The sequence below is a fragment of the Collinsella sp. CLA-ER-H9 genome (assembly GCF_040092295.1).
Classification (GTDB): Bacteria; Actinomycetota; Coriobacteriia; order Coriobacteriales; family Coriobacteriaceae; genus Collinsella.
Genome location: NZ_JBBNLV010000003.1, coordinates 41,694 through 65,362, shown reverse-complemented (window position 1 = coordinate 65,362; position 23,669 = coordinate 41,694). Strand labels below are relative to the sequence as shown.

The following is a 23,669-nucleotide window of genomic DNA, read 5'->3' as shown; positions in this document are numbered from 1 at the left end:
ACTTTGGCGACCAGGCAGTTTTGTAACAAGCTATCTACCTGCGGTTTTGAAAAGCAGGATGACCGGCCTGCTCGGGATGTTCAAAAAAGTCTACTCACTTGTCGCGCAAAGCTTCTGCATGCGAAAAAAATGGGGTTTTCAACAGAACTTCGTCCAGCTCTCGGCAAGCTTCTGGCCAGTTGGAGAGGGTTGTTGAAAACTTAGCAGTCCGTTCGGCGCCATTTTTGGTGCGTTCGCGCCAATGCGAGACCGACTGGGTTGAAATCCGTGTTTTCCTGTGCCTATGAAGGATCTACTTTGTGACATATCGGCTTTTAGGTACTGGCGTTTGCCTCCTCAAGTCCGCGCTTTGTGCCCGCCGCTTCCACGACCGGAAGAAGACCGGCAGCGATATGATCTCGCCCGCAACCCGACGGCTGCGGTTGCGCTCGGTTTTCCGTTGTATACATTGGTTCGGACGAGAAACAAACGGACTTGCCCTGCCAGCATTAAGCAGCGGCTGTTTCTTGGTGAGTTCCCCAGGGAATCTGTGCTGGAAACGGAGCATGGATTTTTGGTCACGTCTCCTCTACTGACGGCATTTATCATGTCGCGGCATCTGACGGATCTTCAGCTTCTTTTGGTATTGGCGGAGATGTGTGGCTTGTTTGCGGTGTGTGCTCTGCCGGCGGCACTCGAGGCGGAGCTTTCGCGTGCAATTGATTCGGGCGCGATTTCGACAACGTTCGGTTGGATGCGCTGCCCGTCCGAGGACGGCACCGCCTCAAATCTATGGCGTCGAGACGCTTTGGTTTTGGGTGGGGACCTTGACCGCTTTTGTTCAGATGTTTGCGGGATGCGTTACGGCAATAGATTTATGGCGGTCTCGCAACTCGTTCCATTGGGTGCCGCGTCGCCTTTTGAGGTCGAGGCGTATTTGTTGCTTGGACTGCCGCGAGCCCTGGGAGGCGAAGGGTTTTGCGGCATAGAGCTCAATGTCGAAGTGATACTAAGCACAAGTGCTCGAGCGATTGTGGGAAAGTCCCACGTATATATCGACCTGCTTCTGTCTTCGCCGGACGGGAGGCGACAGGTGGCCATTGAATGTCAGGGAAAGGCCTCGCACGGGCGCGCGGGGGATGGCTTGCGTGACGCAGACCGTATGACGGCCCTTCAGGCCATGGGCTACGATGTGCTTCTCCTGACACACAGACAGATATCCGATGAGGATAGATTCCGCGCGATCGTTAAGGCCGTATACAGGATGCTCGAGGCTGAATATCGTGATAAAAGCTCGGATGAGCAAAGGGCCGAGGCATTACTCCGGTCTGAACTATTTGTTGACTGGACAAAATTGGGAGTCATCGACGGAAAGATGCCCGTTGGACACAAAACTGCTCGATCGTGGGCGGCTGCGGAACTAAGTGAGTAGACTTTTGGCTTGATGGCGACCAGGCCGTTTTCGCAACAAGCCATTTACCTGCGACTTTATAAAGCAATATGGATGGTCTGCTCGGCAAGTTCCAAAAAGCCTACTCACTTAGTTTTTGACGAGAAACCGATGCCGAAGATAACCCTATTTCAGGGCGTTAACGAGTCCTCGAGACACAAAAAGGCCCGAACCAATACGGTCCGGGCCTCATCGAGCTAGAGGTTATGTCTCAGGCGGTTGGCTTAGCCAAAGTAGCGCTTGAGCAGGCCGGCGAAAGCCTTGCCGTGGCGAGCCTCGTCGCGAGCCATCTCGTGCACGGTGTCGTGGATGGCATCGAGACCAGCGGCCTTGGCGCGCTTGGCGAGATCGGTCTTGCCGGCGGTGGCGCCGTTCTCGGCCTCAACGCGCATCTCGAGGTTCTTCTTGGTGGAGTCGGTCACGACCTCGCCCAGGAGCTCGGCGAACTTGGCGGCATGCTCTGCCTCCTCGTGGGCAGCCTTCTCCCAGTACAGGCCGATCTCGGGATAGCCCTCGCGATGAGCGACGCGAGCCATGGCCAGGTACATACCGACCTCGGAGCACTCGCCCTCAAAGTTGGCGCGCAGGTCGGCAACGATGTCCTCGGAGACGCCCTCCATCTTGGCGACGCCCACGACGTGCTCGGCAGCCCACTCGAGCTGGCCCTCCTCCTGCTTCAGGAAACGAGAACCGGGAACGCCGCACTGGGGGCACTTGAAGTCCTCGGGCAGCTGGTCGCCGTCGAACTCTTCCACATAACCGCAAACGGGGCAAACAAACTTCATGATTCGATCCTTTCGATCGATGGCGATGGTGCGCTCGCCCGGTCCCATAAGGGCCCTCTCCGGACGTGCGTCTTGACGAGTTCTATTATCCATAAATGAGACTGAAAGTGAAGCCTATTAGGAATGATTTTTAATAAAACAATTTTGAGATATGAAGATGTTGATTGATTAACGATTGGCAGGCCGTCTTTGACCGCCGCTGAGTACAATCGGTCGAGCAAATGTTGACGAATCAACAAATGAAGGAGTTTCCTTTATGCATCTAGCCCGCCGCGCCTGGTGCCGAACGTATCAAACGGTTTTTCGCATCGCATTGCCGGTGCTGCCCTATACCGAGCCACGCATTTTGGAGCATGCCGAGGATATGCCCGCGGTGCTTCAAAAGCGCTCGATACAGCGGGTTCTTATAGTAACGGATCCCGGCATTGCCCGTCTGGGGCTCACGGCGCCGCTCGAGACGGCGCTCGCATCCAGGGGAATTGGCGTTACGGTCTATGCCGAAACGCGTGCGAACCCCACGGTCTCAAACGTGGAGGAAGCGGCGTCCCTGTATCGCGAGAGCGCCTGCCAGGCCATTATCGGCTTTGGTGGCGGTTCGGCCATGGACTGTGCCAAGGGCGTGGGCGCACGCATCGCACAGCCAAATAAGCCCATCAACAAGATGCGCGGGCTGCTGCGGATTCATCGTCGCCTGCCGCTGCTCATCGCCGTTCCCACCACGGCAGGTACGGGAAGCGAGGTCACGCTTGCGGCAGTAATTACCGATGACGAGACGCACTACAAGTACCCCATTAACGACTTTGTGCTTATCCCGCGCTTTGCGGTGCACGACCCCGAGCTTACGCGCGGTCTGCCCGCCTCCACTACGGGGCAGACGGGCATGGATGCCCTGACGCATGCCGTCGAGGCCTTTATCGGCCGTAGCACCACGCCCTACACGCGCAAGATGGCGCGACAGGCGGTTCAGCTCATCCACGACAATTTGCTCGAGGCCTATGAGCATGGCGACAACATGCGTGCGCGCCGCAATATGCTTTCGGCGGCGTATAAGGCGGGTGTTGCCTTTACGCGCTCCTATGTCGGATATGTGCATGCCATCGCGCACAGTCTGGGCGGCCGATACGGAATTCCGCACGGTTTGGCCAACGCGATCATCCTGCCGCACATGCTTCGCGCTTATGGTGACGCCGCCGCCCCCAAGCTTGCCGATCTTGCTCGCATGGCGGGCATTGCGCCGGCTACCGCGCAGGACAGTCTTGCGGCCGAGGCCTTTATCGATTGGGTCGACCGCATGAATGCCGCCTTGGGCATTCCCAAATATGTGACGGGTATTCGCCGCTCCGATATTCCGCAAATGGCGGCCCATGCCGATGCCGAGGCCAATCCGCTATACCCCGTTCCGCTTCTAATGGACCGTTTGGAGCTCGAGCGTATGTACGAGGTGGTTGCGGGTGGTATGTTTGAAGACGAGAACTAGGAGGGTCCATGAACACCGAGGAAATTGCGCGCATCGTCGGCGACCAGCGCGCCTACTTTAAGACGCACGCCACGTTTGATGTCGATGCTCGACGTCGCGCCCTCGTGCGCCTGCGCGAGGCGGTGCGGGCACACGAGACCGATATTGCCCATGCGCTCAAGACCGATTTGGGAAAGTCGCATGACGAGGCCTATATGTGTGAGATCGGCACCTCGCTTTCCGAGATTCGTCATCAGATTGCGCATGCGGCTCGATGGAGCCGTCCGCGCCTGCGTCCGTGTGACCTCGCCAACGCCGTGAGTGTGTGCAAAACGCAAGCCGTACCCTATGGCGTCACGCTCATTATGGCGCCCTGGAACTACCCGTTTTTGCTAACGCTCGAGCCGCTTGCCGGCGCCCTTGCCGCGGGCAATACCGTGGTCATCAAGCCGAGCGCATATGCTCCGGCATCGAGCGCGGTGCTCAGGCGAATCTGTGAAGAGACATTTGATCCGCGTCTGGTAACGGTTGTCGAGGGCGGCCGCGCCGAAAACGAAGCGCTGCTCGACGAGTGCTGGGACAAGATCTTCTTTACCGGCAGCGTTCCGGTCGGCAAGCTCGTCATGGAGCGTGCAAGTAAAAACCTTACGCCCGTGACGCTTGAGCTGGGCGGAAAGAGCCCCTGCATCGTGGATGCGACGGCAAACTTGAAGGTCGCCGCTCGGCGCATCGCCTTTGGTAAATGGCTCAACGTGGGACAGACCTGCGTGGCCCCTGACTACCTGTTGGTCGATACGCGCGTGCACGATGAGCTGTTGGGCCTCATCAAGGAGGAGACCCGTCGCATGTTTGGCGAGCACCCGCTCGACAACGAGGATTACGGCCGTATCGTCAACGCCAAGCACTTTGTGCGCGTGCGCGGACTGATCGATCCCGATAAGGTCGTGCTTGGAGGCGCCGCGCGCGAGGCTTCTCTCAAGATTGAGCCGACGATTTTGGACTGCGTGGCGCCCGATGATGCCGTGATGCAGGAGGAGGTTTTCGGCCCCATCCTGCCGGTGCTGACGTTTGAAAGCTTAGACGAGGCCGAGACGTTTATTACGGATCGTCCGACGCCGCTGGCCCTGTATATCTTTAGCCAGGATCGTGCAGTTCAGGAGCGCTTTGTGCGCTACGTGCCCTTTGGCGGCGGCTGCGTTAACGACACGATCATGCACTTGGCTACGAGCCATATGGGCTTCGGCGGCATGGGTGCGAGCGGTATGGGCCAGTACCATGGCCGCGAGAGCTTCGATACGTTTAGCCACAAGAAGAGCATCGTGAACAAGGTAACCTGGCTGGACGTGCCGTTTCGGTATGCGCCCTACGCAAGCTGGAAGCACAAGTTCGTGCGTATGTTTGTGCATTAGAAAAGATCGCGGGTAATACGAACAAGTGTTCCTATTACCCGCATTTTGCGTTAGACTACTGCTATGGAGCACGGATGGGCCAACTCCCTTTAGAAGGGATTTGGTATGAACGTAAGCGATGTTATTTCGTTATTGGCGTTGTTGATCGCGGCTATCGAACTCGGCCTGTTTATCGGCCGAATGAAGTGGCCGCCCCCGCGTAAGCGAAGACGGCCACTTCTCACGATGAAAACGTGTATCGGAGTTGGCAAGACCCGCTGCCACGGGTGCCATCCGTGTTCCTATCTTATCTGCAAGCGTCCCGTCGCGCAAGCGTTGCGGCAAGCGATTGAAAGACGCAGACAGGATGAATTTGTGTCCGCACGGGCCCGTAGACTTCTCAATAAGGTTAAACGCCGGGTATTCCGGCCGGTAGAGGAGCTGCCATGTACGAGCCTTCACGTGTTCTTTTGTCGTTTCATATTGCAGGATTTCAGTATGCCGATGGCGCCTTGGTCTTGGGCGATCTTAAAGCGGGCGATAAGCTGACGCTGTGTGCCGAGCGCGATAATCCCCATGATCCCGAGGCGGTTGCGATCTACTACGGCAACACCAAGCTCGGCTATGTTCCGGGAAACGAGGCCGGCCCGCTGTCCTTGATGATGTATTACGGCCATGGGTACGTATTTGAGGCCCGTGTGCAACAGGTTGCCCCCGAGCGCAGCCCGTGGCATCAGGTGCGCGTTGGACTCTATGTGGTGGATGCTCGCTAATCGGCAATGGAGGCGGTCATGTTTGATGGCGATGGCCTGTTCGATCTGACGGACGACCCGTTTGAGTGGGATATGCTGCTCGACGATGATGAGCTAGAGCAGGACCGGAAGAAGCGGCAGGACAAGAACGCCCAGGGTGACGCGTCGAAAAAGAAAGACAAACACCGCCGAGGTCTGTTCGGCGGGCTCTTTGGCTAACCGACGCATCGCTGTGTCTGTATACTTAGCACGAGTTTGACGCGTTGCGAAATGAGGACATAGACGATGATGTGGTTTACCGCCGACCTGCACCTGGGCGATACGAATATCTTGCACGACATGGACCGGCCGTTTGGCTCGGTCGAGGAGATGAATCGCAAGGTCATCGATGCCATCAATGAGTGCGTGGCTGCGGATGACCGTCTCTACATCCTGGGAGACTTTACCTATCGTTTGCCCCTAGCGGATGCCGTGCACCTGCGCGAGTGTATCGAATGCAAGAACGTGACGCTCATCCGCGGTAACCATGACGGCGATTGGGAAGATCCGAACGCACCGCAGATTTGGGATGAGGTGCGCGATTATCTGGAGGTCGCTCCCGGTTACGCTAAGGGTCATCGCCTGGTGATGAGCCATTACCCCATGCTCAGCTGGAATGGCAAGGCGCGCGGCGCCATCATGCTGCACGGACATATCCATAGCAGGGGTGACCGCACCAACGCACGCAACCGCGATCGCGAGCGCCCCATTTTTCGCTACGATGTCGGCCTCGATGCCAACGACTACAAGCCCGTAAGCCGTGATCAGATCCTCGGCTTTTTTGGACTGTAATTCTCGAACCACGACACGAGCTACCGCAAAGGGGGCAGCCACCTTCGTGGTGGTTCTGGCGCCGTTGCCATTATGGCAGCGGCGTCTTTTTTGTCCGTGCGGCGCGGTAGAGTGTAGGCGGTTGAAATTTGCGTCCATCGAGGAGCTGCCATGAACGAGATCAAGTGCCCGCATTGCGGCGAAGTTTTTAAGGTCGATGCGTCCGGCTATGCGGATATCGTTAAGCAAGTGCGCGATGCCGAGTTCTCGCGCGACCTGGATGAGCGTGTGAAGGCAGTCCAGCGCGAGGGCGAGCAGGCGCTGGAGCTTGAGCGCTCGCGTTCGTCAGCCGCTTTGCAGGAGGCAGAGTCTCAGCGCAACGTTCAGCTTGTCGAGCAGAAGAATGCTGCAGCTCAGCAGCTGGCACAAGAGGTTGCCAAGCGCGATGCTGAACTTGCCGAGCTGCGCGCCAAGCTCGAGGGCGCTGCCACAGAGCGCGAGAGTGCAAGCCAGCGTGCAGCGGTTGAGGCCCGCGCCGATGCTCAAAAGGAAAACGCCGAGCTTCAGCGAGAAATCGACAATTTGCGTGCGCAGCTGGAGCGCAAAGATGACGAAGCCAAGCTCGTCGAGTCGGTGACGCGCAATGCTGCTCAAAACGATTTAGCTGCACGTGATGCTCAGATTGCCGAGCTGCAGGCCAGGCTTGCCGCGGCGGACAAGGCCCAGGAGATGGCGCTTGCTGCCGCTGCGGCCGAGTCCCAGCGTGAGCTTGATGTTGCTCGCAGCGAAGCTGAGCGCACGCTTGCCGACTATCAGGCGAAGGTGCAGGAGAAGTTTTCTGCCGCAAAGGCTCAATCCGAGCAAGAGGCCGAGGGGCTGCGTGCCCAGCTGCGCGAGCAGGAACTGATGGCAAAAATGAACCTGTCAGAGGCGGTCGCCGCGGCGGAACGAGAGCGCGATGAGGCACGTGCCAAGCTGACGAGCGAGCTGGCGGTGCGCGATTCTCGCGAGGAACAGGCCAAGGTGGCACACGAGCTCGAGCTTGCGCAGGCCAAGCGCGCGAGCGATGACCTGATTCGCTACAAGGATGAAGAGATTGAGCGCCTTAAGGACATGAAGATCCGCCTGTCCACCAAGATGGTGGGCGAGTCGCTCGAACAGCACTGCGAGACCGAGTTTAACCGCCTACGCATGACGGCGTTTCCTAACGCGTACTTCGAGAAAGATAACGATGCGTCCGAGGGCACCAAGGGCGACTTTATCTTCCGCGAGTGCGACGCGAGCGGCAACGAGGTCATTTCGATTATGTTCGAGATGAAAAACGAGAACGACGAGACCGCGACCAAGCACAAAAACGAGGACTTCTTTAAGAAACTCGATCACGATCGTCGCCAGAAAGGCTGTGAGTACGCGGTGCTCTGCACGCTGCTCGAGCCCGAGAGCGAGCTCTATAACGCAGGGATAGTCGACGTGAGCTATCGCTATGAGAAGATGTACGTGATTCGCCCGCAGTTTTTCATTCCCATGATTACGCTGCTGCGCAACGCCGCTATGGGTTCGTTGCGCTATAAGCAGGAGCTAGCGGAGTACAAACAGCAGAATATCGATGTTACGAACTTCGAAGCCAAGATGGAAAAGTTCAAGGACGGCTTCTCGCGCAACTATAACCTGGCGAGTAAGCAATTCGAGTCGGCGATCAAGGAAATCGATGCCGCCATCAAGCAGCTCGAGAAGACCAAGGACGATTTGCGCCGCAGCACCGAGAATCTGCGCCTGGCCCACAACAAGGCCGATGAGCTTACCATTCGCAAGCTCACTTGGGGCAACAAAACCATGAAGGCAGCGTTTGATGAGGCACGCGAGACCGCGTCGGAGACAGGCGATGAGCCCGCCGAGGCGGATTCGTATGAGGTCGAGGATGCCGAGTAGAGGATAGCGTATCGCGCAAAAAGCGGGGCCGCTGGCGATGTTGCCAGCGGCCCCGTTTTATTCCGTTCCAGTTTGTTTGGCTAGTTCTCGAGCAGGTCCTCGATAAAGCCGACGCGGTAGTTTTTGAAGATGACCTCGCCGCCGTCTTGCGTGGCGTCCAGATCGACATCGCCCATGATGCCAAAATCGTGGTCGCCATCCTCGTCGGCAAAGATCTGGTGCACGTGCCACACGTGTGCAGTCTTCTCGTCGGACTCATCGATGGAAAACATTGCGGCGCTGCGGGCATCTCCGTCGGTGAGAATCTCCTCATGCTGCTCATGGTAGGCATCGAGCGCCTTTTGCCAGCGGATCTCGCTCATGCCCCAGTCGTCGTCGAGCTCGCCCAGGTCGCGCACGTGCTCGCGGGCGGCAAGGGTCACGCGGCGGAAGAGCGCGTTGCGCACCAGCAGCGTGCAGCCGCGGCGATCCGCCACGACCTCGTCGATGCCCTGCGGCGGCGCGGCGTCGAGGGCTGCCGGGTTGCCGGCGTTCTCCCACTCGTCCACCAGGCTCGAGTCGACCGAGCGCACCACAAAGCCGAGCCACGAAATGATGTCACGCAAGCGCTCATCGCGCTTCTCAATGGGCACGGTGCGATCGAGGGAACGGTAGGCCTCGGCTAGGTAGCGCAGCAGAATGCCCTCGGAGCGGGCGATGCCGAGCTTTTGGATATAGCCCTTAAAGTCACTCGCGCTTTCCAGCATGTCGCGCAGGACACTCTTGGGCGAGAGCTGGTAGTCGTTGGCCCAGGGTACTTCCTGGCAGTACTTGTCAAAGGCGGCGTCGAGCAAATCCTCGAGCGGTTTTTCGTACGTGACGTCCTGAATACGCTCCAGACGCTCCTCATACTCAATGCCGTCGGCCTTCATCTCGGCCATGGCGCGGTCGCGCGCGGCGCGCTCCTGTGCGCGCAATACCTGCTTGGGGTCCTCGAGCGTAGCCTCGACCATCGAGATGAGGTCCATGGTATAGGTCTCGCTCTCGGGATCGAGCAACTCCAGCGCGGCAAGCAAAAACGGCGAGAGCGGCTGGTCGAGCGCAAAGTCTTCGGGCAGGTCGACCGTCAGCGCGTAGTCGATGTCCGGCGCGGCGTCAGCCGGAGCGTCGGGTGCGGGCGGCACTTCGGTGCGAACGACGACGCCGGAATCGATGAGCGTGGCGAAGATCTCGTCGGCACGAACCTCGAGCTTTGCCTTTTCCTCAGGGGTCTGCAGACTCGTCTCGATGAGGTCGTGTACGCGGGCTCGGGCATCGCCGCCCTGCTCGACCACGCTAATCACCATGGAGTGTGTGATGCGCAGGCGCGGCTTGAGCGTTTCGGGCTGCGTCTCGATCAGGCGCTCAAAGGTCTGCTTGTTCCAGGTGACAAAGCCCTCGGGGGCCTTCTTCTTTTTAATCTTGCGGAGTTTTTTGGGGTCGTCGCCCGCCTTGGCCATGAGCTTGGCGTTCTCGATCTCGTGCTCGGGTGCCTCGGCAATCACCATGCCCTCGGTATCGAAGCCCGAGCGGCCGGCGCGACCGGCAATCTGATGGAACTCGCGGGCGCGCAGGCGACGCATCTTGTAGCCGTCGAACTTGGTGAGCGCGGTGAGGACCACGGTGTGGATGGGCACGTTGATGCCGACGCCGAGTGTGTCGGTGCCGCAAATGACGGGCAGTAGGCCCTGCTGCGCCAGGCGCTCGACCAGCAGGCGATAGCGCGGCAGCATACCGGCGTGGTGCACGCCGACGCCGCAGCCGAGCAGGCGTTTGAGAATCTTGCCAAAGGCCGTCGAGAAGCTCGTGCCCTTAGCCGCCTCCTTAATGGCCTCGCGCTGCTCCTTGCTGGCAATGCCAAAGTTGGCGAGCGACTGTGCCGTCGCAAGGGCGGCGTCCTGGCTAAAGTGCACGATGTAGAGCGGGGCCTCGCCGCGGCGCATCGCGAGCTCGACGGTGCCCTCGAGCGAGGTCGTCACATAGTCGTAGCTCAGCGGCACAGGGCGTGGGGCATCGACGACCAAGTCGCAGGTAGCGCCGGTGTGCTCCTCGAGTGAGGCGGCAATCGCGGTGACATCGCCGAGCGTGGCGCTCATGAGCATGAATTGCGTGTGAGGCAGGGTGAGCAGCGGCACCTGCCAGGCCCAACCGCGATCGGGGTCGGCAAAGTAGTGGAACTCGTCCATGGCGACGCAGCCAACATCGGCATCTTCGCCCTCGCGTAGTGCGTCGTTGGCGAGGATCTCTGCCGTGCAGCAGATGACGGGCGCCTTGGTGTTGATATGCGTGTCGCCGGTGATCATACCGACGTTATCGCGGCCGAGCACCTGCACAAGGTCGAAAAACTTCTCGCTGACCAGAGCCTTGATGGGGGCCGTGTAATAGCAGCGTTTGCCCTGTGCCATGCCCATAAAGAGCATGCCCAGCGCGACAAGCGACTTACCCGAGCCGGTCGGCGTGCCCAGAATGACGTGATCGCCGGCGGCTAGATCCATGAGGGCCTCTTCTTGGTGGTCCCACAGCTCAATACCGCGATCGCTCGTCCATTCAAAGAAGCGCTCGAAGGCCTGATCGGGCGTGAGCCACGGTTCGGGCTCACTGCCGTCCTCGGGCTCCCACCAGGTGGGGGAGAGCGCGCCGAGCGAGCCAAACTCGGCTTCGGTTCCCGTGCCGCCCGAGAATGAGCTGGCAGCGCCGGCGCCGGAGACGGTGCTGGCGGCGGTATCTGTCGTGGTCTGTGCCATGTGGTTGCTTTCTCTCGCGTTTGTCCGCCATCCATTATGGCGTAGCGGCGGTGCGGGGCGCCAGCGCGCGAGAAAATGCAGGAAATGGGCGCGTGAAGTTAGTGCTCTTGCGGCAGGCGCTTCTTGCCTTTGCGGGCACGGTTTCTAAAGTTCTCGACGGCCTCTTCCATGCCTAAAGGCACATAGGTGAGCTCATCGAGGTTATCGGGCAGGTAGCAGGCAAGACTTTGCTCCTGCACGCGGCCCGCTTGGAGCTGTTCATCGCTGGGCAGCGTGTCGGGAGTGGCGCAAATGCCATAGACGGCGGCACCCATCTCGCGCGTGCGGCGCTCGTATTCGGTCTCGGGATGCTCGGGATGGTCGCGGCGAACGTCGTCGCTTACCCAAAGTGTGTCGTAGCCTGCCGCGGCAAACTGCCCCAGGGCGTAGTCGCGCAGTGGCTTGCTGTCGGTTCGCAGCGTGACGGTAGCGCCGGCTGCAAGGAGCGGGCGGTAGAGCATCAAATGGTCGACATGGACGAGTCGTTTTTTGGCGTACTTTGCCTTGGGCTGCGGCGTGGGAAAGTTGATGGTGATGGCGTCGAGCTCGCCGGCGGCAAATAACTGCGGCAGCGATGCGGCGCCTCGGGGCAGGACGAGCGCGTTGGATAGCTCCTGCTCGCAGATTTTCTGTGCGGCATAGGCGATGCAGATGGGCTCCTGGTCCATGCCGATAAAGAGGGTGTTTGGCTCGTGGGCCGCGCGCTCTACAAGGTACGTTCCCTTGCCACAACCAAGATCCAGGTGAAGGTGTTCGAAAGGCTTGCTGCCTGCGGGCGCACAGGCCTTGCGCCAATCTCCGGCATAGGCCTCGGGGTTCGTCTCAATCGCATCGGCGTAGCGCTCCAGGCGCTCCTCGAGCACAAAGTTCTTAGGCGTGCGAACGTGGACGGCTCCCATGAGGCTCCTTGGTCATACGTGTGGAACGCATAGCCGCGCGTTCCGTCAATGGGTTGGAAAGGGGTGGGCATAGTTTGCCCAAAAGCTGCGGTGCGGCTCGGCGGCGAGTCGCCGATGCCTACAGCCGCTTGAGGATCACATAGCGGTTGAGCTCGCCGCTACGACCGTCGGCATGGAAACGCTCAAGCTCGCGTACGGGGACCTCGCCGCTCTTGTAGAACGTACGGACGCCGCGCACCAGGTCGGTGATCTGCTGATCGTCAAAGTGATGGCAATAGCGGTAGGCGTGGCGGTCGTTTTGCCAGCCAATGAGGTGGTCGCCGGCTTCAAACTGCGCGGAATCGTAACCCTCAAACGGCGGGGTGAGTTCGGCGCGGGCTTCGGCGCGAACGGCCTTGCGCGCCATGCGCTCGTCGTTCATAAACTCCCAAAAGCTGATGGCGATGATGCCGCCCGGGCGCGTCTGGCGCACCAAGGCGTCGAGCACGCGTACGCGGTACTCGCACGACGGCACGTGGTGCATAAAGCCAAAGCAGACCGAGATATCGGCGAGCGGGGCGTCGAAAAGCACGTCGGGTGTCTCGGCGGGGTTGAGCCTCATGAGGGCGTCGAGCACGTCGAGTTCCTGGAAGTGCAGGTTGGGAATGCGCAGGGCGTGGCCATGTGCATCGATGGCCAGGTCTTGGCAAGAGTCGACGCCATAGAACTCGAAGGGGCAGCTGGCATCTGCCGAGGGGTTTGCGCCGTCGACGCCCTTGGCGGCAAGTGCGCCGCCGGCGGCAAAGTTCTCGAATCGCATATTGCCGCAGGCAAGATCGAAGACGCGGACGGGATGCTCGATGGTGGCGACGTCGAGCTGTCCGAGCGCGATGTCCATGGTGCGCACCCAGCCGGGCCACGGGGCTTGGCGCGTATCGGAAAAGGAGGCGGAGTGCTCGCGATAGAACGTGTTGTTGAGCTGGATGAGCGATGATGCGAAATCGCGGTTCACGGCGCGGAACTCCCTCCGTTGGCGGTGCGGAATAAACAGTACGACCATACTACCGTTAACGCCGCAACGGGGACAACCGAGCTGCGGGTCATTGCTTTGTTTGGACACATTTCCGCAGCTCATATGCGCCCGCAACCTCCGGTTGTCAAAAATCTCACTAGAATAGGTGGCATGCTTTTGGCGGTGGCGGATAGATTTTTAACTGTGCAAGGCGCCTTAAGAACAAAAACGGTCCGGCGGCACGGCTGGCATCGCATAGGAGGAACCATGAATGTAGAAACTGCTCAGCGGCTCGCCGACCTTCGCCGCAGCAAGGGCTTTAGCCAAGAAGGATTGGCGCGAAAGCTGGGACTGTCGCGCCAGGCGGTCAGTAAATGGGAGCGCGCGGAGAGCTCGCCTGATACCGAGAACCTGATCTCGCTTGCCAAGCTCTATGGTGTGAGTCTGGACGAGCTACTCAATCCGAGCGACGAGATCGAGGACGATATCGAGTTTGAGAACGAGGACCGTGCTCGCCAGCGCGAGGCCGAGGCGGCCGAGCGCGCCCGTACCCACGAGGCGGCAGCGCGCGCTACCGAGGCGGCAACACAGGCGAGTGATGCTGCGGCCAAGGCGGCGCAAGCTGCAAGTTGGAGCGCACAGGCGGCTAACGCCGCGACGGCGCAAGCGACGAGCGCTGGCGCGGTCAATCCGACTCCAGTGAAAGGTCCGTTCCAGTCGTTTCCGTATTGGGCCGTGTGCTGGCTGCTGTTCTTTTTACTGATGTTCCTGTTTGGTGGTGCCCCCTTTGCCGCACTGATCTTCTTTACGATCCCCATCTATCACTGGGTGGCGCGTGCGCTCGACGGCGATTGGGCGCGCGGGAATATTCAGGTTGGTCCGGCGCCGGTGGCATCCAGGGCTCAGGATGATTCCCCTGCGGTTGATACCGACGTGGCTACCGCGACCCCCGTTGATCCGAGCGCCAAAGAAGGTGATGAATAATGAAACTCTCGCATGAATCGAAGGTGCGTCTGGGCGTTGGCATCGGAGCGTTTGTGCTTATTGTTGGGCTTGTCTTTGGCGCTTCGCGGACATGGATTCATTTTGATGGTCCGTGGGATCTCGGCACTATTGCATCCGGCTTGTCCGGTAGGGACGATGCGGTTGACGCCGATGTTTTGAACGATGGCGGTAAGTATTCCGCTCAGCCTCAGCAGCTTTCGAGCACGACTTTTGATGCCGATGAGTTCCGCTACCTCGATTTCGATATCAATGCGGCTTCGGTGGACGTCAAGGTTGTTGATGGCAACAAGGCTCGCGTTATCGAGCGGGGGCGCGTTGCCGAGGGTATGGATGCCTCCAAGGCCGCGACGCAAAACATCGCATCCGTCGAGGACTCGACGCTCAAGGTTTCCCAGTTTGGAAGTGACGACGGTAAGGCAATCGATCGCTCAGTTACGGTCGAGCTGCCGCGCCGTGTTGCCGAACATCTGAAGGGAGTCAACGCGCACGTGGGCTCGGGCGATCTGCAGATTGCCGGTGTCATCTGTGATGGTTTCGACCTTTTCCTGGGTGCGGGAGATGTAGAGTTTACGGGCAGCGTGACTGATGCGCTCAGCGCTGAGGTCGGTTCGGGCGATGTGACGTTCGAGCTTTACCAGGCCCCCGCGAAGTCGATGGACGTGAGTGTGGGCTCGGGCGATGTGGAGATGACGGTTCCGAACTCGACGGGCTTTAAGGCGAGCCTCACCTTGGGCAGCGGCGACTTCGAGAGCGATTTCCTTCCGCTTGACTACGACGGCGAGACCATTTTGAATCTTGAATTCGATAACGGCGATAAGTCTGCTACGTATCGTTTTGAGGTCGGTTCGGGCGACATGTCGTTTGATCCGGAGTGACATGCGGTTTTCGGAGATCGGTGCATATAGGCATGCTCTTTGATGGAGGCGCCGGGGCCGTGACGGGCTCCGGCGCCTTTGCCTTTACAATGGGGGCATGGAACAGATTATTTTGAACATACTCGAGGCTCTGCGTCGCGGTGAGACCGTGGACGACAAGGCGCTCGTCAAGTTGATACATGCCGAGGCGCGCCGCGAGGGTGCCGACAAACGCGATTTGGCCAAGCGCCGTCTGCTGCCGTTCTACCAGCGGGTGAAGCGTGAGGAGCCGGCTCGTTGGGCTGGGTGGAATGTCGATGCCGAGCTGGAACGTCGACTGCTGCAGGTGCTGCGTATGAAGCCGCGCCGAACGGCCTCGGGCGTGGCGACCATTACCGTCATTACCAAGCCGTGGCCCTGTTCGGGCGATTGCCTGTTTTGCCCCAACGACCTGCGCATGCCCAAGAGCTATCTGCACGCCGAGCCGGCATGCGCCCGTGCGGAGCAAAACTGCTTCGACCCGTATTTGCAGGTGAGCGCTCGTTTGACCGCGCTTTCGCAGATGGGGCATGCGACCGATAAGATCGAGCTCATTGTGCTCGGTGGTACCTGGAGCGACTATCCGCAGGGGTATCAGGCATGGTTTATGTCGGAGCTCTTCCGTGCGCTCAATGAAGACGCCGTGGCGGGCGTGGCGGCTAACCCCATGCTGGCACGTCCGGGCATCAGCTGTGCCGAGGCGGGGCGCCTGCTCGATGACGCTCCCGCCGATGCCCTGCCGCCGGTGGTGGCGGAGCGTCGCGAGCGCTATAGGGCTGCCGGTATTGCGACCGATGAGGCCGAGCTTGCCGCCGGCGTTGCCGGCGTGCAAGGGCGTGTGGATGCTGCCGAGGGTGGCTATAACCGCGCGGTGCGTCGTCTGTACGGCCCCGGCACGCCTTGGGGCGCAGTCGCCGAGTGGCAGACGGCAACGATGGAGGAGCTTGAGCAACAGCAGCGCATCAACGAGACGGCGAAGCATCGCGTGGTGGGACTCGTTATCGAGACGCGCCCCGATGCCGTAACGCCGCAGGCGCTTACGCTTATCCGCCGCCTGGGCTGCACCAAGATTCAGATGGGTATCCAGAGCCTCGACCAGCACCTGCTCGATATCAACGAGCGCCGTATTACGGTGGCACAGATCGAGCGAGCGTTTTCGCTTGCGCGCCTGTTTGGCTTTAAGATTCACGCGCACTTTATGCTCAACTTGCTGGGCGCCACGCCCGAGGGTGACAAGCGCGACTACGAGCGCTTTATGACCGAGGGCGCCTTTATGCCCGACGAGGTCAAGGTCTACCCGTGTGCGCTCATCGAGGGTTCGCGCCTGGTGGGCTGTTACGAGCGTGGCGAGTGGCGCCCCTATACCGAGGAAGAGCTGCTCGACGTACTGGCCGATGACATCGTGGTGACGCCGGCGTTCTGCCGCATCAGCCGCATGATTCGCGACTTTAGCTCCGACGACATTATGGTGGGCAACAAGAAGCCCAACCTGCGTCAGCTCGTTGAGAACCGCCTGGCTGCTCGGGGTGACGGTGCGACGGTGCGTGAGATTCGCTATCGCGAGATCAGCACGGCGGGTGCCGACCTGAACGAGTTGGCCCTTGACGAAGAAGTGACGTACGAGACGCCGGTGACGCACGAGCGCTTTTTGCAGTGGGTGACGCCGCAGGGCAAGATTGCGGGCTTTTTGCGGCTGTCGCTGCCCGATCGCGCATTTGTTGCCGCGCATGCGGACGAGTTGCCGACGACGCCGGACGAGGCGATGATTCGCGAGGTACACGTGTATGGCATGGCGGCGCGCGTGGGGGATCAAGGCCAGGCAGCCCAGCACCATGGATTGGGGCGTTTGCTCGTAGAGCGTGCGTGCGAGATTGCCCGGGATGCGGGTTATGCACGCATCAACGTGATCAGTGCGATCGGCACGCGTGAGTACTATCGCCATTTGGGTTTTTACGACCATGGACTCTATCTGCAAAAGGAGCTCTAGATGAACAAGCCGAGTGTTTCTGCCGGCGTCGTTGCCGGCGTTGCTCTGGGAGCCGCGGCGCTTGGTGCGGCCGCCGTCGCTGTTCGCGCCGCCTGCCTGCAGGTCGCGAGGACCCGCAATGGGTTGGCGCGTGTGAAGCGCGTGCACGATGAGAGCGGTGAGGAAGTCCGCGTGTTGGTGCAAGGCAGCGTCTACCAAAGCGCGACCTACGTTGGCGAGCGTTGGGCAGAGCCCGTCTTTGCGTACTATCGTGCGTTTGACGATGTGTTTGAGGCCGAGGATGCCATGCGCGATGCTTATGGTCATGGCATCGACCGCATGCTTATGCTGGGCGGCGGAGGGTTTGCCTATCCCAAGTTCGCGCTGATGTCGCACGAGAGTTTGCGCATGGACGTCATTGAGTACGACGCCGAGATTACACGTCTGGCGCGTCGTTGGTTCTACCTAGACGAGCTGGAGCACGCGGTGGGCGATCGCCTGCGGGTGATTACCGCTGAGGCTCGCTCGTATCTGGGCGTGACGAGTGTGGGGCATCATCGCTACGATGCGGTCGTGAGCGATTGCTTTGGCGGTGCCGAGCCCGTGCGCGAGCTGGCGACGATTGAGGCGCTGCGTTTGGTGCGGGGCAGCCTGAACCCCGGCGGTATCTATGCGGCCAATATCGTGAGTGCGAACGAGGGGAGCGATGTGACGTTCCTGCGCGGTTGCGTTGCCACGGCGCTCGAGGTGTTTGCGCATGCCTGGGTGGTTCCCTGCGGCGACGCGGAATTTGGCGGCGAGGAGAACTACCTGCTCATCGCCAGCGACGGCGACTATGCCTTTGCCGAAGCCGTGCCCTTCGACGCCGACTTCCTTGGCACTGCTCTCCACGACTAGCCTATTGGGAGTAGTCAGTCCCGTCTTAGGTGTGGTCGCGCCAGCCGAGAACGCGCTGCTTCATGCCTTCGGTGTCGAGCACGCCTTCGGCAAAGCCTTTGCGCACGAGCTCTTCGGGAACAAACTCGTCGTAGCGGTCAAAATAAGGCACCTCGCCGGGATAGACGAGCTCGATGGGATCGAAGTCCTTTTCGGCCTCGGCGGCGAGTACCTCAAAGAACGTCTCCTCGTCGGCCTTCATCTTAAACTGCATAAAGTACGGGCGTGAAGGGTCGAGTCCGCGAAGGCCCAGTTCCGCGGCACACTTGATCTTGAGCATGCGCTCGAGTGCCAAAAAGGCGTAGCTACCCAGCCAGGGGAAGAGCACCCAGGTGTCGCCGCCCAGGTTAATGAGCGGCTTGGTTCCCACGCCCGAAATCTCGGCGGTATGACGAGCCTGTGCAAGGCGTGACCGCGCGTTGCCCATGAGGTACGGATATGCCGCGTGCTCGTTGAGCGCCTTGCGCATGCGCTCGAGTACATGCGTATTGATGTCTCCGGGGCAGTCGCCAAAGTAGGCAGGCACGCGACCTTTTACCTGTGTGGCAAAGACGGTATGACGCTTCCAGTCCACTTCCTCGACAATCCAGCAGTGTCCGGCGATGGCAATGCGCTCACCAGGCGGTGGGGGATTGACGATCGTGCCCAACTCGGCCGACTCACTGCGAACGGTAAACTCCTCGTTTTCCTGGAACACGGCGTAGAACTTAAAGTTGTTGATGATGCGCTCGCCCGCGAGGCCCACGATGAGCCCGCCGCCCTCGGTGACCTGGATGTGGTCGATCTTGATAAGGTGGCGCAGCAGTACGCGATAGTCATCGGCCGAGACGCGGTGGAAATAGCTGAGCGTGAGCACACGTTGGGCAAGCTCGGCCGGTGTGAGCTCGCCGGTGCTGGCGAGCGTCGACATGGTCTGGTGATAGAGCAAACTGTAGGGGAGTCGATCGAGCTCGGGTGGCTCGACCCACTTTTCCTCGCGATAGAGTTGTACGAGTGCGATGCCCTGCAGGAGCTTCCAGGGTATCGTTTCGGGCATCATCGTGCGCGGCTCGGGCTCCTCCTCGCGCATGACAAACCACATCTCGGGTGGAAGATCGCGGCGGCCTGTGCGCCCCATGCGCTGCAAAAAGGAGCTGACGGTAAACGGCGCATCGATCTGGAACGCGCGCTCCAGGCGACCGATATCAATGCCGAGTTCCAGCGTGGAGGTGGTGACGGTTGTCTGCGCCTGTTCTTCGTCGCGCATGAGCTCCTCGGCGGTCTCGCGTAGCGATGCCGAGAGGTTGCCGTGGTGGATGAGGAAGCGGTCTGGCTCGTGCCGGTTTTCACAGTAGCTGCGTAACACGGAGCACACGGCCTCTGCCTCCTCGCGCGAGTTGGCAAAGACCAGGCACTTGCGGCCGCGGGTATGTTCAAAGATGTAGCCCATGCCGGGGTCGGCGTTGTCAGGTGCGGTGTCGGTGGGGTTGAGCAGCGCCTGTTCGGTTGCCTGCGGGATGTCGACTTCGCCCTCGGGAGCCGAGGAAGTGCGACGGTCCTTGGGGGCAGCCTTGCCCCGTGCCTGCTCGCGACGTTGACGGCGCTCCTCTTGCGTGAGCTGTCCGCTGTGGCGCATGTCTTGGGCGCCGGCGGGCAGCGCCGCGGGTGGTGCCGCCTCAATGCGCTCGCATGCGAGCACCTCGGCTTCTTGTGGACCTGTGCCTACGAATCCTCGTTGCTGAGCCTGGGGGCCCGAGTTGTAGAAGTGCTCCATGGAGATGCGCCACACGCGGCGCGGTTCCTCAAAGCGGGGGATAACGCAGTCGCGCCCCGTTCCCTGCGAGAGAAAGGCGCCCGTGTGCTCGGGGTCGCCGATGGTGGCCGAAAGGCCAATGCGGCGGGGCTGCACGCCTGCCATGCGCGAGAGGCGCTCGATAAGGCAGAGCGTCTGCCCGCCGCGGTCGCCGCGCATGAGCGAGTGGACCTCATCGATGACCACGTAGCGCAGGTCGCAAAACATGCGCGGGATCGCCATGTGCTTATGGATTAAAAGCGCTTCGAGTGACTCGGGTGTAATCTGCAGGATACCGCTCGGTTTTTTAATGAGCTTAGCCTTGTGCGACTGCGAGACATCGCCATGCCAGTGCCAGACAGGGATATCGGCCTCTTCGCAGAGGTCGTTGAGGCGGACGAACTGATCATTGATGAGCGCTTTGAGGGGGCCGATGTAGAGGGCGCCCACGCTCGCGGGCGGGTTCTCCCAAAACTCGGTCAGGATGGGAAAGAAGGCTGCCTCGGTTTTGCCGGAAGCTGTGGATGCCGTTAGGAGCACATTGTCTTGTGTGTTAAAGATGGCATCTGCCGCCGCAACCTGGATAGAGCGCAGACTCTCCCAATCGTGGGAGTAGATGAAGTCTTGGATAAACGGAGCATATCGGTCAAAGGCGTTCACGGGGCCTCCCCTCAAATACGAACCTCTCAATGCGGTTGGCAATGGTTTGCTGCATTGCTGTCTCAACGTTTGTGCAGATAAAAGCTGCCAAAATAGACCTGTCCCTTTTTGGCAGGTTAGATGGTGAATTCGGCGAAGTTGCGGTTGCCGTCTGCGGTGCCGGTGTCGCCTGTTGCGGCTGCCGGTGCCAGCGCGTCGCCGCCGACGCTTTGCAGCAACTCAGCCACGTTTGCATCGGGGTTCTGGCACAGGATATCGAGCAGCTCGATAAAGTCACGGATGACCTCACGCGGCGTCAGGTGCGTATCGGCTCCCACGCGGCCAAACTCAATCTTGAGAAAGTCTACCAAGTCGTTCTCGGTAAGCGTGGGCGTCCAGCCAAAGTATCCGGCATGGATCTGCATGAGTTTTTCGATCAGCACCAGCAACTCCTCGTAGGTGAGTGGCTGCAGGCGGATGATGGGCGCGAGCATGTCCTTAAGGTCCTCGCGTGCAAAGCGGCCCTGAGCGAGTCGACTTCGCAGGGCCTCGTAGGAGAACACGCCACGGCGGCGGTCTTCGATGGAGGTTGGCGTGCCGCCCATGATCATGCCCAGGTACTGCGCCTTGCCCTGGAGCGTGTCGTTGTACATGGTCAGGATCTTCTCGTAGTTGTATTGGCGTGTGATGGCGTTGGGAATCTTATACAGATTCACGAGCTCATCGATGAGCACCAGCATGCCCTTGTAGCCGCTGCAGACCAAAAAGCGCGCAATGAGCTTAACGTAGTCGTACCAGTCGTCATCGCTGATGATGGTTGAGGAGCCCAGCTCGGCGCGTGCCTCACTCTTGGTGCGGTACTCGCCGCGAATCCATTTGGTCACGCGGCTCATAGCTTCTTCGTCGCCCTCGGATACGGCCGCGCGGTAGCGGCGGAGCATGCGGGCGAAGTCGAAGCCGTGGACCATTTCCTCGAGTGGGGCCAGTTGGGCATTGACGGCAGACTCGTCGGCATCGGCACACGAGGCGACCCAGCGATCCAGGATAAGGTTGAGCGCACCGCCCTCGGGGCGCGTCTTGGTCGATATGTTGCGGATGAGCTCACGGTAGGTGGCAAGGCCCTGTCCCTGGCCGCCCTGCAGGCGGCGCTCAGGGGATAGGTCGGCATCGGCCACGACGAATCCCTCGCCCATGGCGTGCGTGCGGATGGTCTGGAGCAAAAAGCTCTTGCCGGCGCCGTAGCGACCGACTAGGAAACGGAAGCTTGCGCCGCCATCGGCGATGAGGCTCAGGTCGGTGAGCAGAGCACGGATCTCGACCTCGCGCCCCACGGTGATATAGGGAAGGCCGATGCGCGGGACCACGCCGCCCTTGAGCGAGTTGAGAATGACGGCGGCGACGCGCTTGGGCACGTGGGGTGCTGCGGATGCGGTATCACTCATGGTCTAGGTATCCTCTCACGTCTGCTTCGTAGTCCTCGATAATCTGCGGTCCTGCCGCTCCAAACTCGATAACGGTGTCACCCACCAGGTCAAAGAGCGCCTCGTTGATGCTGTCGACGAGCATATCCTCGCTCTGGCCCGAGCGCGCCACTGCCGATGTCGCTTGCACTGCGTTTTGCTCGAGGAGCGCGCGAAGGAAGGCATCTGCGGCGGGCGCGAGTTTGTTCGCAGCTTCGGCAGACGCGGGCGTTACGGGCGCGGGCACAGACACGAGGAGCGGTGCCACGACGCCAAACTCTTCGGTGGAGACAGTCGGCTCGTCGGGTTCGTCTTGCCGTGTGGCCATCTCGCCAGGTCCGGCGGTCATGCTGGGCGCAGACTCGGTGTTCGGTTGCTCGATAAGCGTCGCCTCGGCTTCCATAGACACATCATCCTCGCGCTCCTCATCAATCAAAAGCGCTTCACGCGTTTGCGCGGCGGCGCTCCGAATGTGCCCCAGCTGACTCAAATCGATATCGATCTTGACAGGCTGGTGCGCGGCGTCCCACGAAAGCCATGCCACGATCTCGTCATCGATGATCTTGGCCAGATATTTGGGGACCTTCTCCTCCTTTAGGGGATGGGTGGGGTCTAGGGCCAGGCGCAGGCGTTGGTCGCAGGCGCGCATCATCTCACCGAGCTTGCTACTTTTTTGTCTGCTGCCGTGGATGCGCATGCATTCCCAAAAGCCATTTTGGCAGCGATAGATGTGAATGGGGTCCAGGCGATATTCGCAGTCCTCGTGGCGCTCGGGCGCAAAGAACACGGCCGAGGCAAACATGGTGTAGGGCATGGCCGTCTCCTCCCCAAACAAGCTCGCTACGATGCCGGTCTTTCGGTGCGTGTCATAGTAGCGCGCCATACGGACATACACGGCGCATGCCACGTGGCGTAGGTCGCGATGGTGACTGCGATCGAGCCGTGAGTTATTGAGGTTATACGTGGAGAGGGCGTTGATGGCGGCCATGAGTCGCTCCTCGCGCGCCTCGTCGGGCGGAAGGGGGAGCGTAGGCTCGGAGGTCTTGCGACGCGCAGGCGCCAGGTCTGACGAGGCTGGCGTGGGCGCAAGGTCTCGAACCGCGCGCCGCAGCTCGATAAGGGCGTTATCGAACATGACGGTTTTAGAGTCGCGAAGCAGCTTGGGGTCGAGCCCATGGAATACGGCGTAATCCTGCAACCACACGCGTGCAAACCGATCGATGCCGGGCTCGAAGGTGCGATAGGCATCCCAAAAGGCCTTGATTTTGTTAAAACCATCGAGTGGGTCATCTACGCCAATGCCGCAGATCAGCTCATAGAGATACAGGAAGGCAAAGGACGTAGACGTTTCCTCGACGGTTCCGCGTCGCACTTGGGCGCGCCAAGTAAAATAGCCGCGCAGTTGCCGATCGCTCATGGCGTTGTAGGTGGGAAAGTACGACTTGAATGTGCCGTTGTAGGGGCAGTCGTCTTCAAAGTCGGCCATCAGCAGGCCTTGGCGGTAGAAAAGCTCGGCTTCCGAAAGCCAGCGACCCGCGCCGCCTTTGGGGTCATCCTGCCAGCGCGATATCTCGCGCATCTTGCGGTACTGGTCGGGAAGGAAATTCTGCATCTGACGACCGGTTTTGAGAATCGGCTCGTCAGCATAGACTTCGTTTGAGAAGCGAGCAGACTGATGGGTCCGTGCCTCGGCCATAATGCGCTCGATGAGCATCTTGATGTCCTGGTCGGCCACCGTTTCCCCTCTCCTAACGCAGCT

General features: G+C 60.2%; 18 protein-coding genes. 11 read left to right on the top strand and 7 right to left on the bottom strand.

The features are described from left to right. Window positions 1–529: 529 nt before the first annotated feature. Entirely contained in the window at window positions 530–1,411 is an 882-nt protein-coding gene (locus tag AAAX73_RS03225; RefSeq protein ID WP_349124991.1) for a hypothetical protein, read from the top strand. A 242-nt stretch (window positions 1,412–1,653) separates the two neighbouring features. Here AAAX73_RS03225 and AAAX73_RS03220 read toward each other — a convergent pair whose 3' ends face one another. Continuing rightward, window positions 1,654–2,217, bottom strand: a complete 564-nt coding sequence (locus AAAX73_RS03220) for a ferritin family protein (protein WP_070097113.1) — start codon at window positions 2,215–2,217, stop codon at window positions 1,654–1,656. 253 nt (window positions 2,218–2,470) lie between these two features. On the opposite strand from AAAX73_RS03220, the gene AAAX73_RS03215 reads away from it, so the two are divergent. The 6 genes from AAAX73_RS03215 (at window position 2,471) to AAAX73_RS03190 (ending at window position 8,549) form a co-directional block, all read left to right on the top strand. After that, entirely contained in the window at window positions 2,471–3,691 is a 1,221-nt protein-coding gene (locus tag AAAX73_RS03215) for an iron-containing alcohol dehydrogenase (protein WP_349124990.1), read from the top strand. A gap of 8 nt (window positions 3,692–3,699) precedes the next feature. Beyond that, window positions 3,700–5,079: an aldehyde dehydrogenase gene (locus tag AAAX73_RS03210; RefSeq protein WP_349124989.1), complete on the top strand. Its 1,380-nt coding sequence runs from the start codon at window positions 3,700–3,702 to the stop codon at window positions 5,077–5,079. A gap of 425 nt (window positions 5,080–5,504) precedes the next feature. After that, entirely contained in the window at window positions 5,505–5,831 is a 327-nt protein-coding gene (locus AAAX73_RS03205; protein WP_118238333.1) for an HIRAN domain-containing protein, read from the top strand. Between the two features lie 18 nt (window positions 5,832–5,849). Then, window positions 5,850–6,029 carry a hypothetical protein gene (locus AAAX73_RS03200; protein ID WP_349124988.1) on the top strand — a complete coding sequence of 60 codons (180 nt, stop codon included), beginning with the start codon at window positions 5,850–5,852 and terminating at the stop codon, window positions 6,027–6,029. A gap of 66 nt (window positions 6,030–6,095) precedes the next feature. Beyond that, window positions 6,096–6,641, top strand: a complete 546-nt coding sequence (locus AAAX73_RS03195; RefSeq protein WP_349124987.1) for a metallophosphoesterase — start codon at window positions 6,096–6,098, stop codon at window positions 6,639–6,641. Between the two features lie 150 nt (window positions 6,642–6,791). Further along, a complete protein-coding gene (locus tag AAAX73_RS03190; protein WP_349124986.1) occupies window positions 6,792–8,549 on the top strand; it encodes a DUF2130 domain-containing protein in 1,758 nt (585 codons plus the stop codon). An 80-nt stretch (window positions 8,550–8,629) separates the two neighbouring features. On the opposite strand, the gene AAAX73_RS03185 is transcribed toward AAAX73_RS03190, so the two are convergent. The 3 genes from AAAX73_RS03185 to AAAX73_RS03175 form a co-directional block, all read right to left on the bottom strand. Continuing rightward, the gene (locus AAAX73_RS03185; RefSeq protein ID WP_349124985.1) at window positions 8,630–11,311 is read right to left on the bottom strand and encodes a DUF3516 domain-containing protein; all 2,682 of its coding nucleotides are present in this window, start codon (window positions 11,309–11,311) and stop codon (window positions 8,630–8,632) included. A 98-nt stretch (window positions 11,312–11,409) separates the two neighbouring features. Beyond that, complete coding sequence (locus tag AAAX73_RS03180; RefSeq protein ID WP_349124984.1) at window positions 11,410–12,249, bottom strand: methyltransferase; 840 nt, start codon at window positions 12,247–12,249, stop codon at window positions 11,410–11,412. Window positions 12,250–12,367: 118 nt separating this feature from the next. Further along, window positions 12,368–13,240, bottom strand: a complete 873-nt coding sequence (locus tag AAAX73_RS03175) for a hypothetical protein (RefSeq protein WP_349124983.1) — start codon at window positions 13,238–13,240, stop codon at window positions 12,368–12,370. Between the two features lie 267 nt (window positions 13,241–13,507). Here AAAX73_RS03175 and AAAX73_RS03170 point away from each other — a divergent pair, with 267 nt between their 5' ends. The 4 genes from AAAX73_RS03170 to AAAX73_RS03155 all read left to right on the top strand — a co-directional run bounded on the left by AAAX73_RS03170 (window position 13,508) and on the right by AAAX73_RS03155 (window position 18,001). After that, on the top strand, window positions 13,508–14,224 hold the full coding sequence (locus AAAX73_RS03170) for a helix-turn-helix transcriptional regulator (protein WP_118226442.1): 717 nt from the start codon (window positions 13,508–13,510) through the stop codon (window positions 14,222–14,224). Further along, on the top strand, window positions 14,224–15,120 hold the full coding sequence (locus AAAX73_RS03165) for a DUF4097 family beta strand repeat-containing protein (protein ID WP_117842919.1): 897 nt from the start codon (window positions 14,224–14,226) through the stop codon (window positions 15,118–15,120). The genes AAAX73_RS03170 and AAAX73_RS03165 overlap by 1 nt, the downstream gene beginning before the upstream one ends. Before the next feature lie 97 nt (window positions 15,121–15,217). Then, window positions 15,218–17,125 carry an elongator complex protein 3 gene (locus tag AAAX73_RS03160; protein ID WP_349124982.1) on the top strand — a complete coding sequence of 636 codons (1,908 nt, stop codon included), beginning with the start codon at window positions 15,218–15,220 and terminating at the stop codon, window positions 17,123–17,125. Then, window positions 17,126–18,001, top strand: a complete 876-nt coding sequence (locus tag AAAX73_RS03155) for a fused MFS/spermidine synthase (RefSeq protein WP_349124981.1) — start codon at window positions 17,126–17,128, stop codon at window positions 17,999–18,001. It begins immediately after the preceding gene. A 25-nt stretch (window positions 18,002–18,026) separates the two neighbouring features. Here the strand turns inward: AAAX73_RS03155 and AAAX73_RS03150 are convergent, their stop codons facing one another. The 3 genes from AAAX73_RS03150 to AAAX73_RS03140 all read right to left on the bottom strand — a co-directional run bounded on the left by AAAX73_RS03150 (window position 18,027) and on the right by AAAX73_RS03140 (window position 23,645). After that, window positions 18,027–20,471 carry a DEAD/DEAH box helicase gene (locus AAAX73_RS03150; protein WP_349124980.1) on the bottom strand — a complete coding sequence of 815 codons (2,445 nt, stop codon included), beginning with the start codon at window positions 20,469–20,471 and terminating at the stop codon, window positions 18,027–18,029. 116 nt (window positions 20,472–20,587) lie between these two features. Further along, window positions 20,588–21,892 carry an ATP-binding protein gene (locus tag AAAX73_RS03145; protein WP_055250673.1) on the bottom strand — a complete coding sequence of 435 codons (1,305 nt, stop codon included), beginning with the start codon at window positions 21,890–21,892 and terminating at the stop codon, window positions 20,588–20,590. Beyond that, the gene (locus AAAX73_RS03140; RefSeq protein WP_349124979.1) at window positions 21,885–23,645 is read right to left on the bottom strand and encodes a TerB N-terminal domain-containing protein; all 1,761 of its coding nucleotides are present in this window, start codon (window positions 23,643–23,645) and stop codon (window positions 21,885–21,887) included. The genes AAAX73_RS03145 and AAAX73_RS03140 overlap by 8 nt, the downstream gene beginning before the upstream one ends. Between the last annotated feature and the right edge of the window lie 24 nt (window positions 23,646–23,669).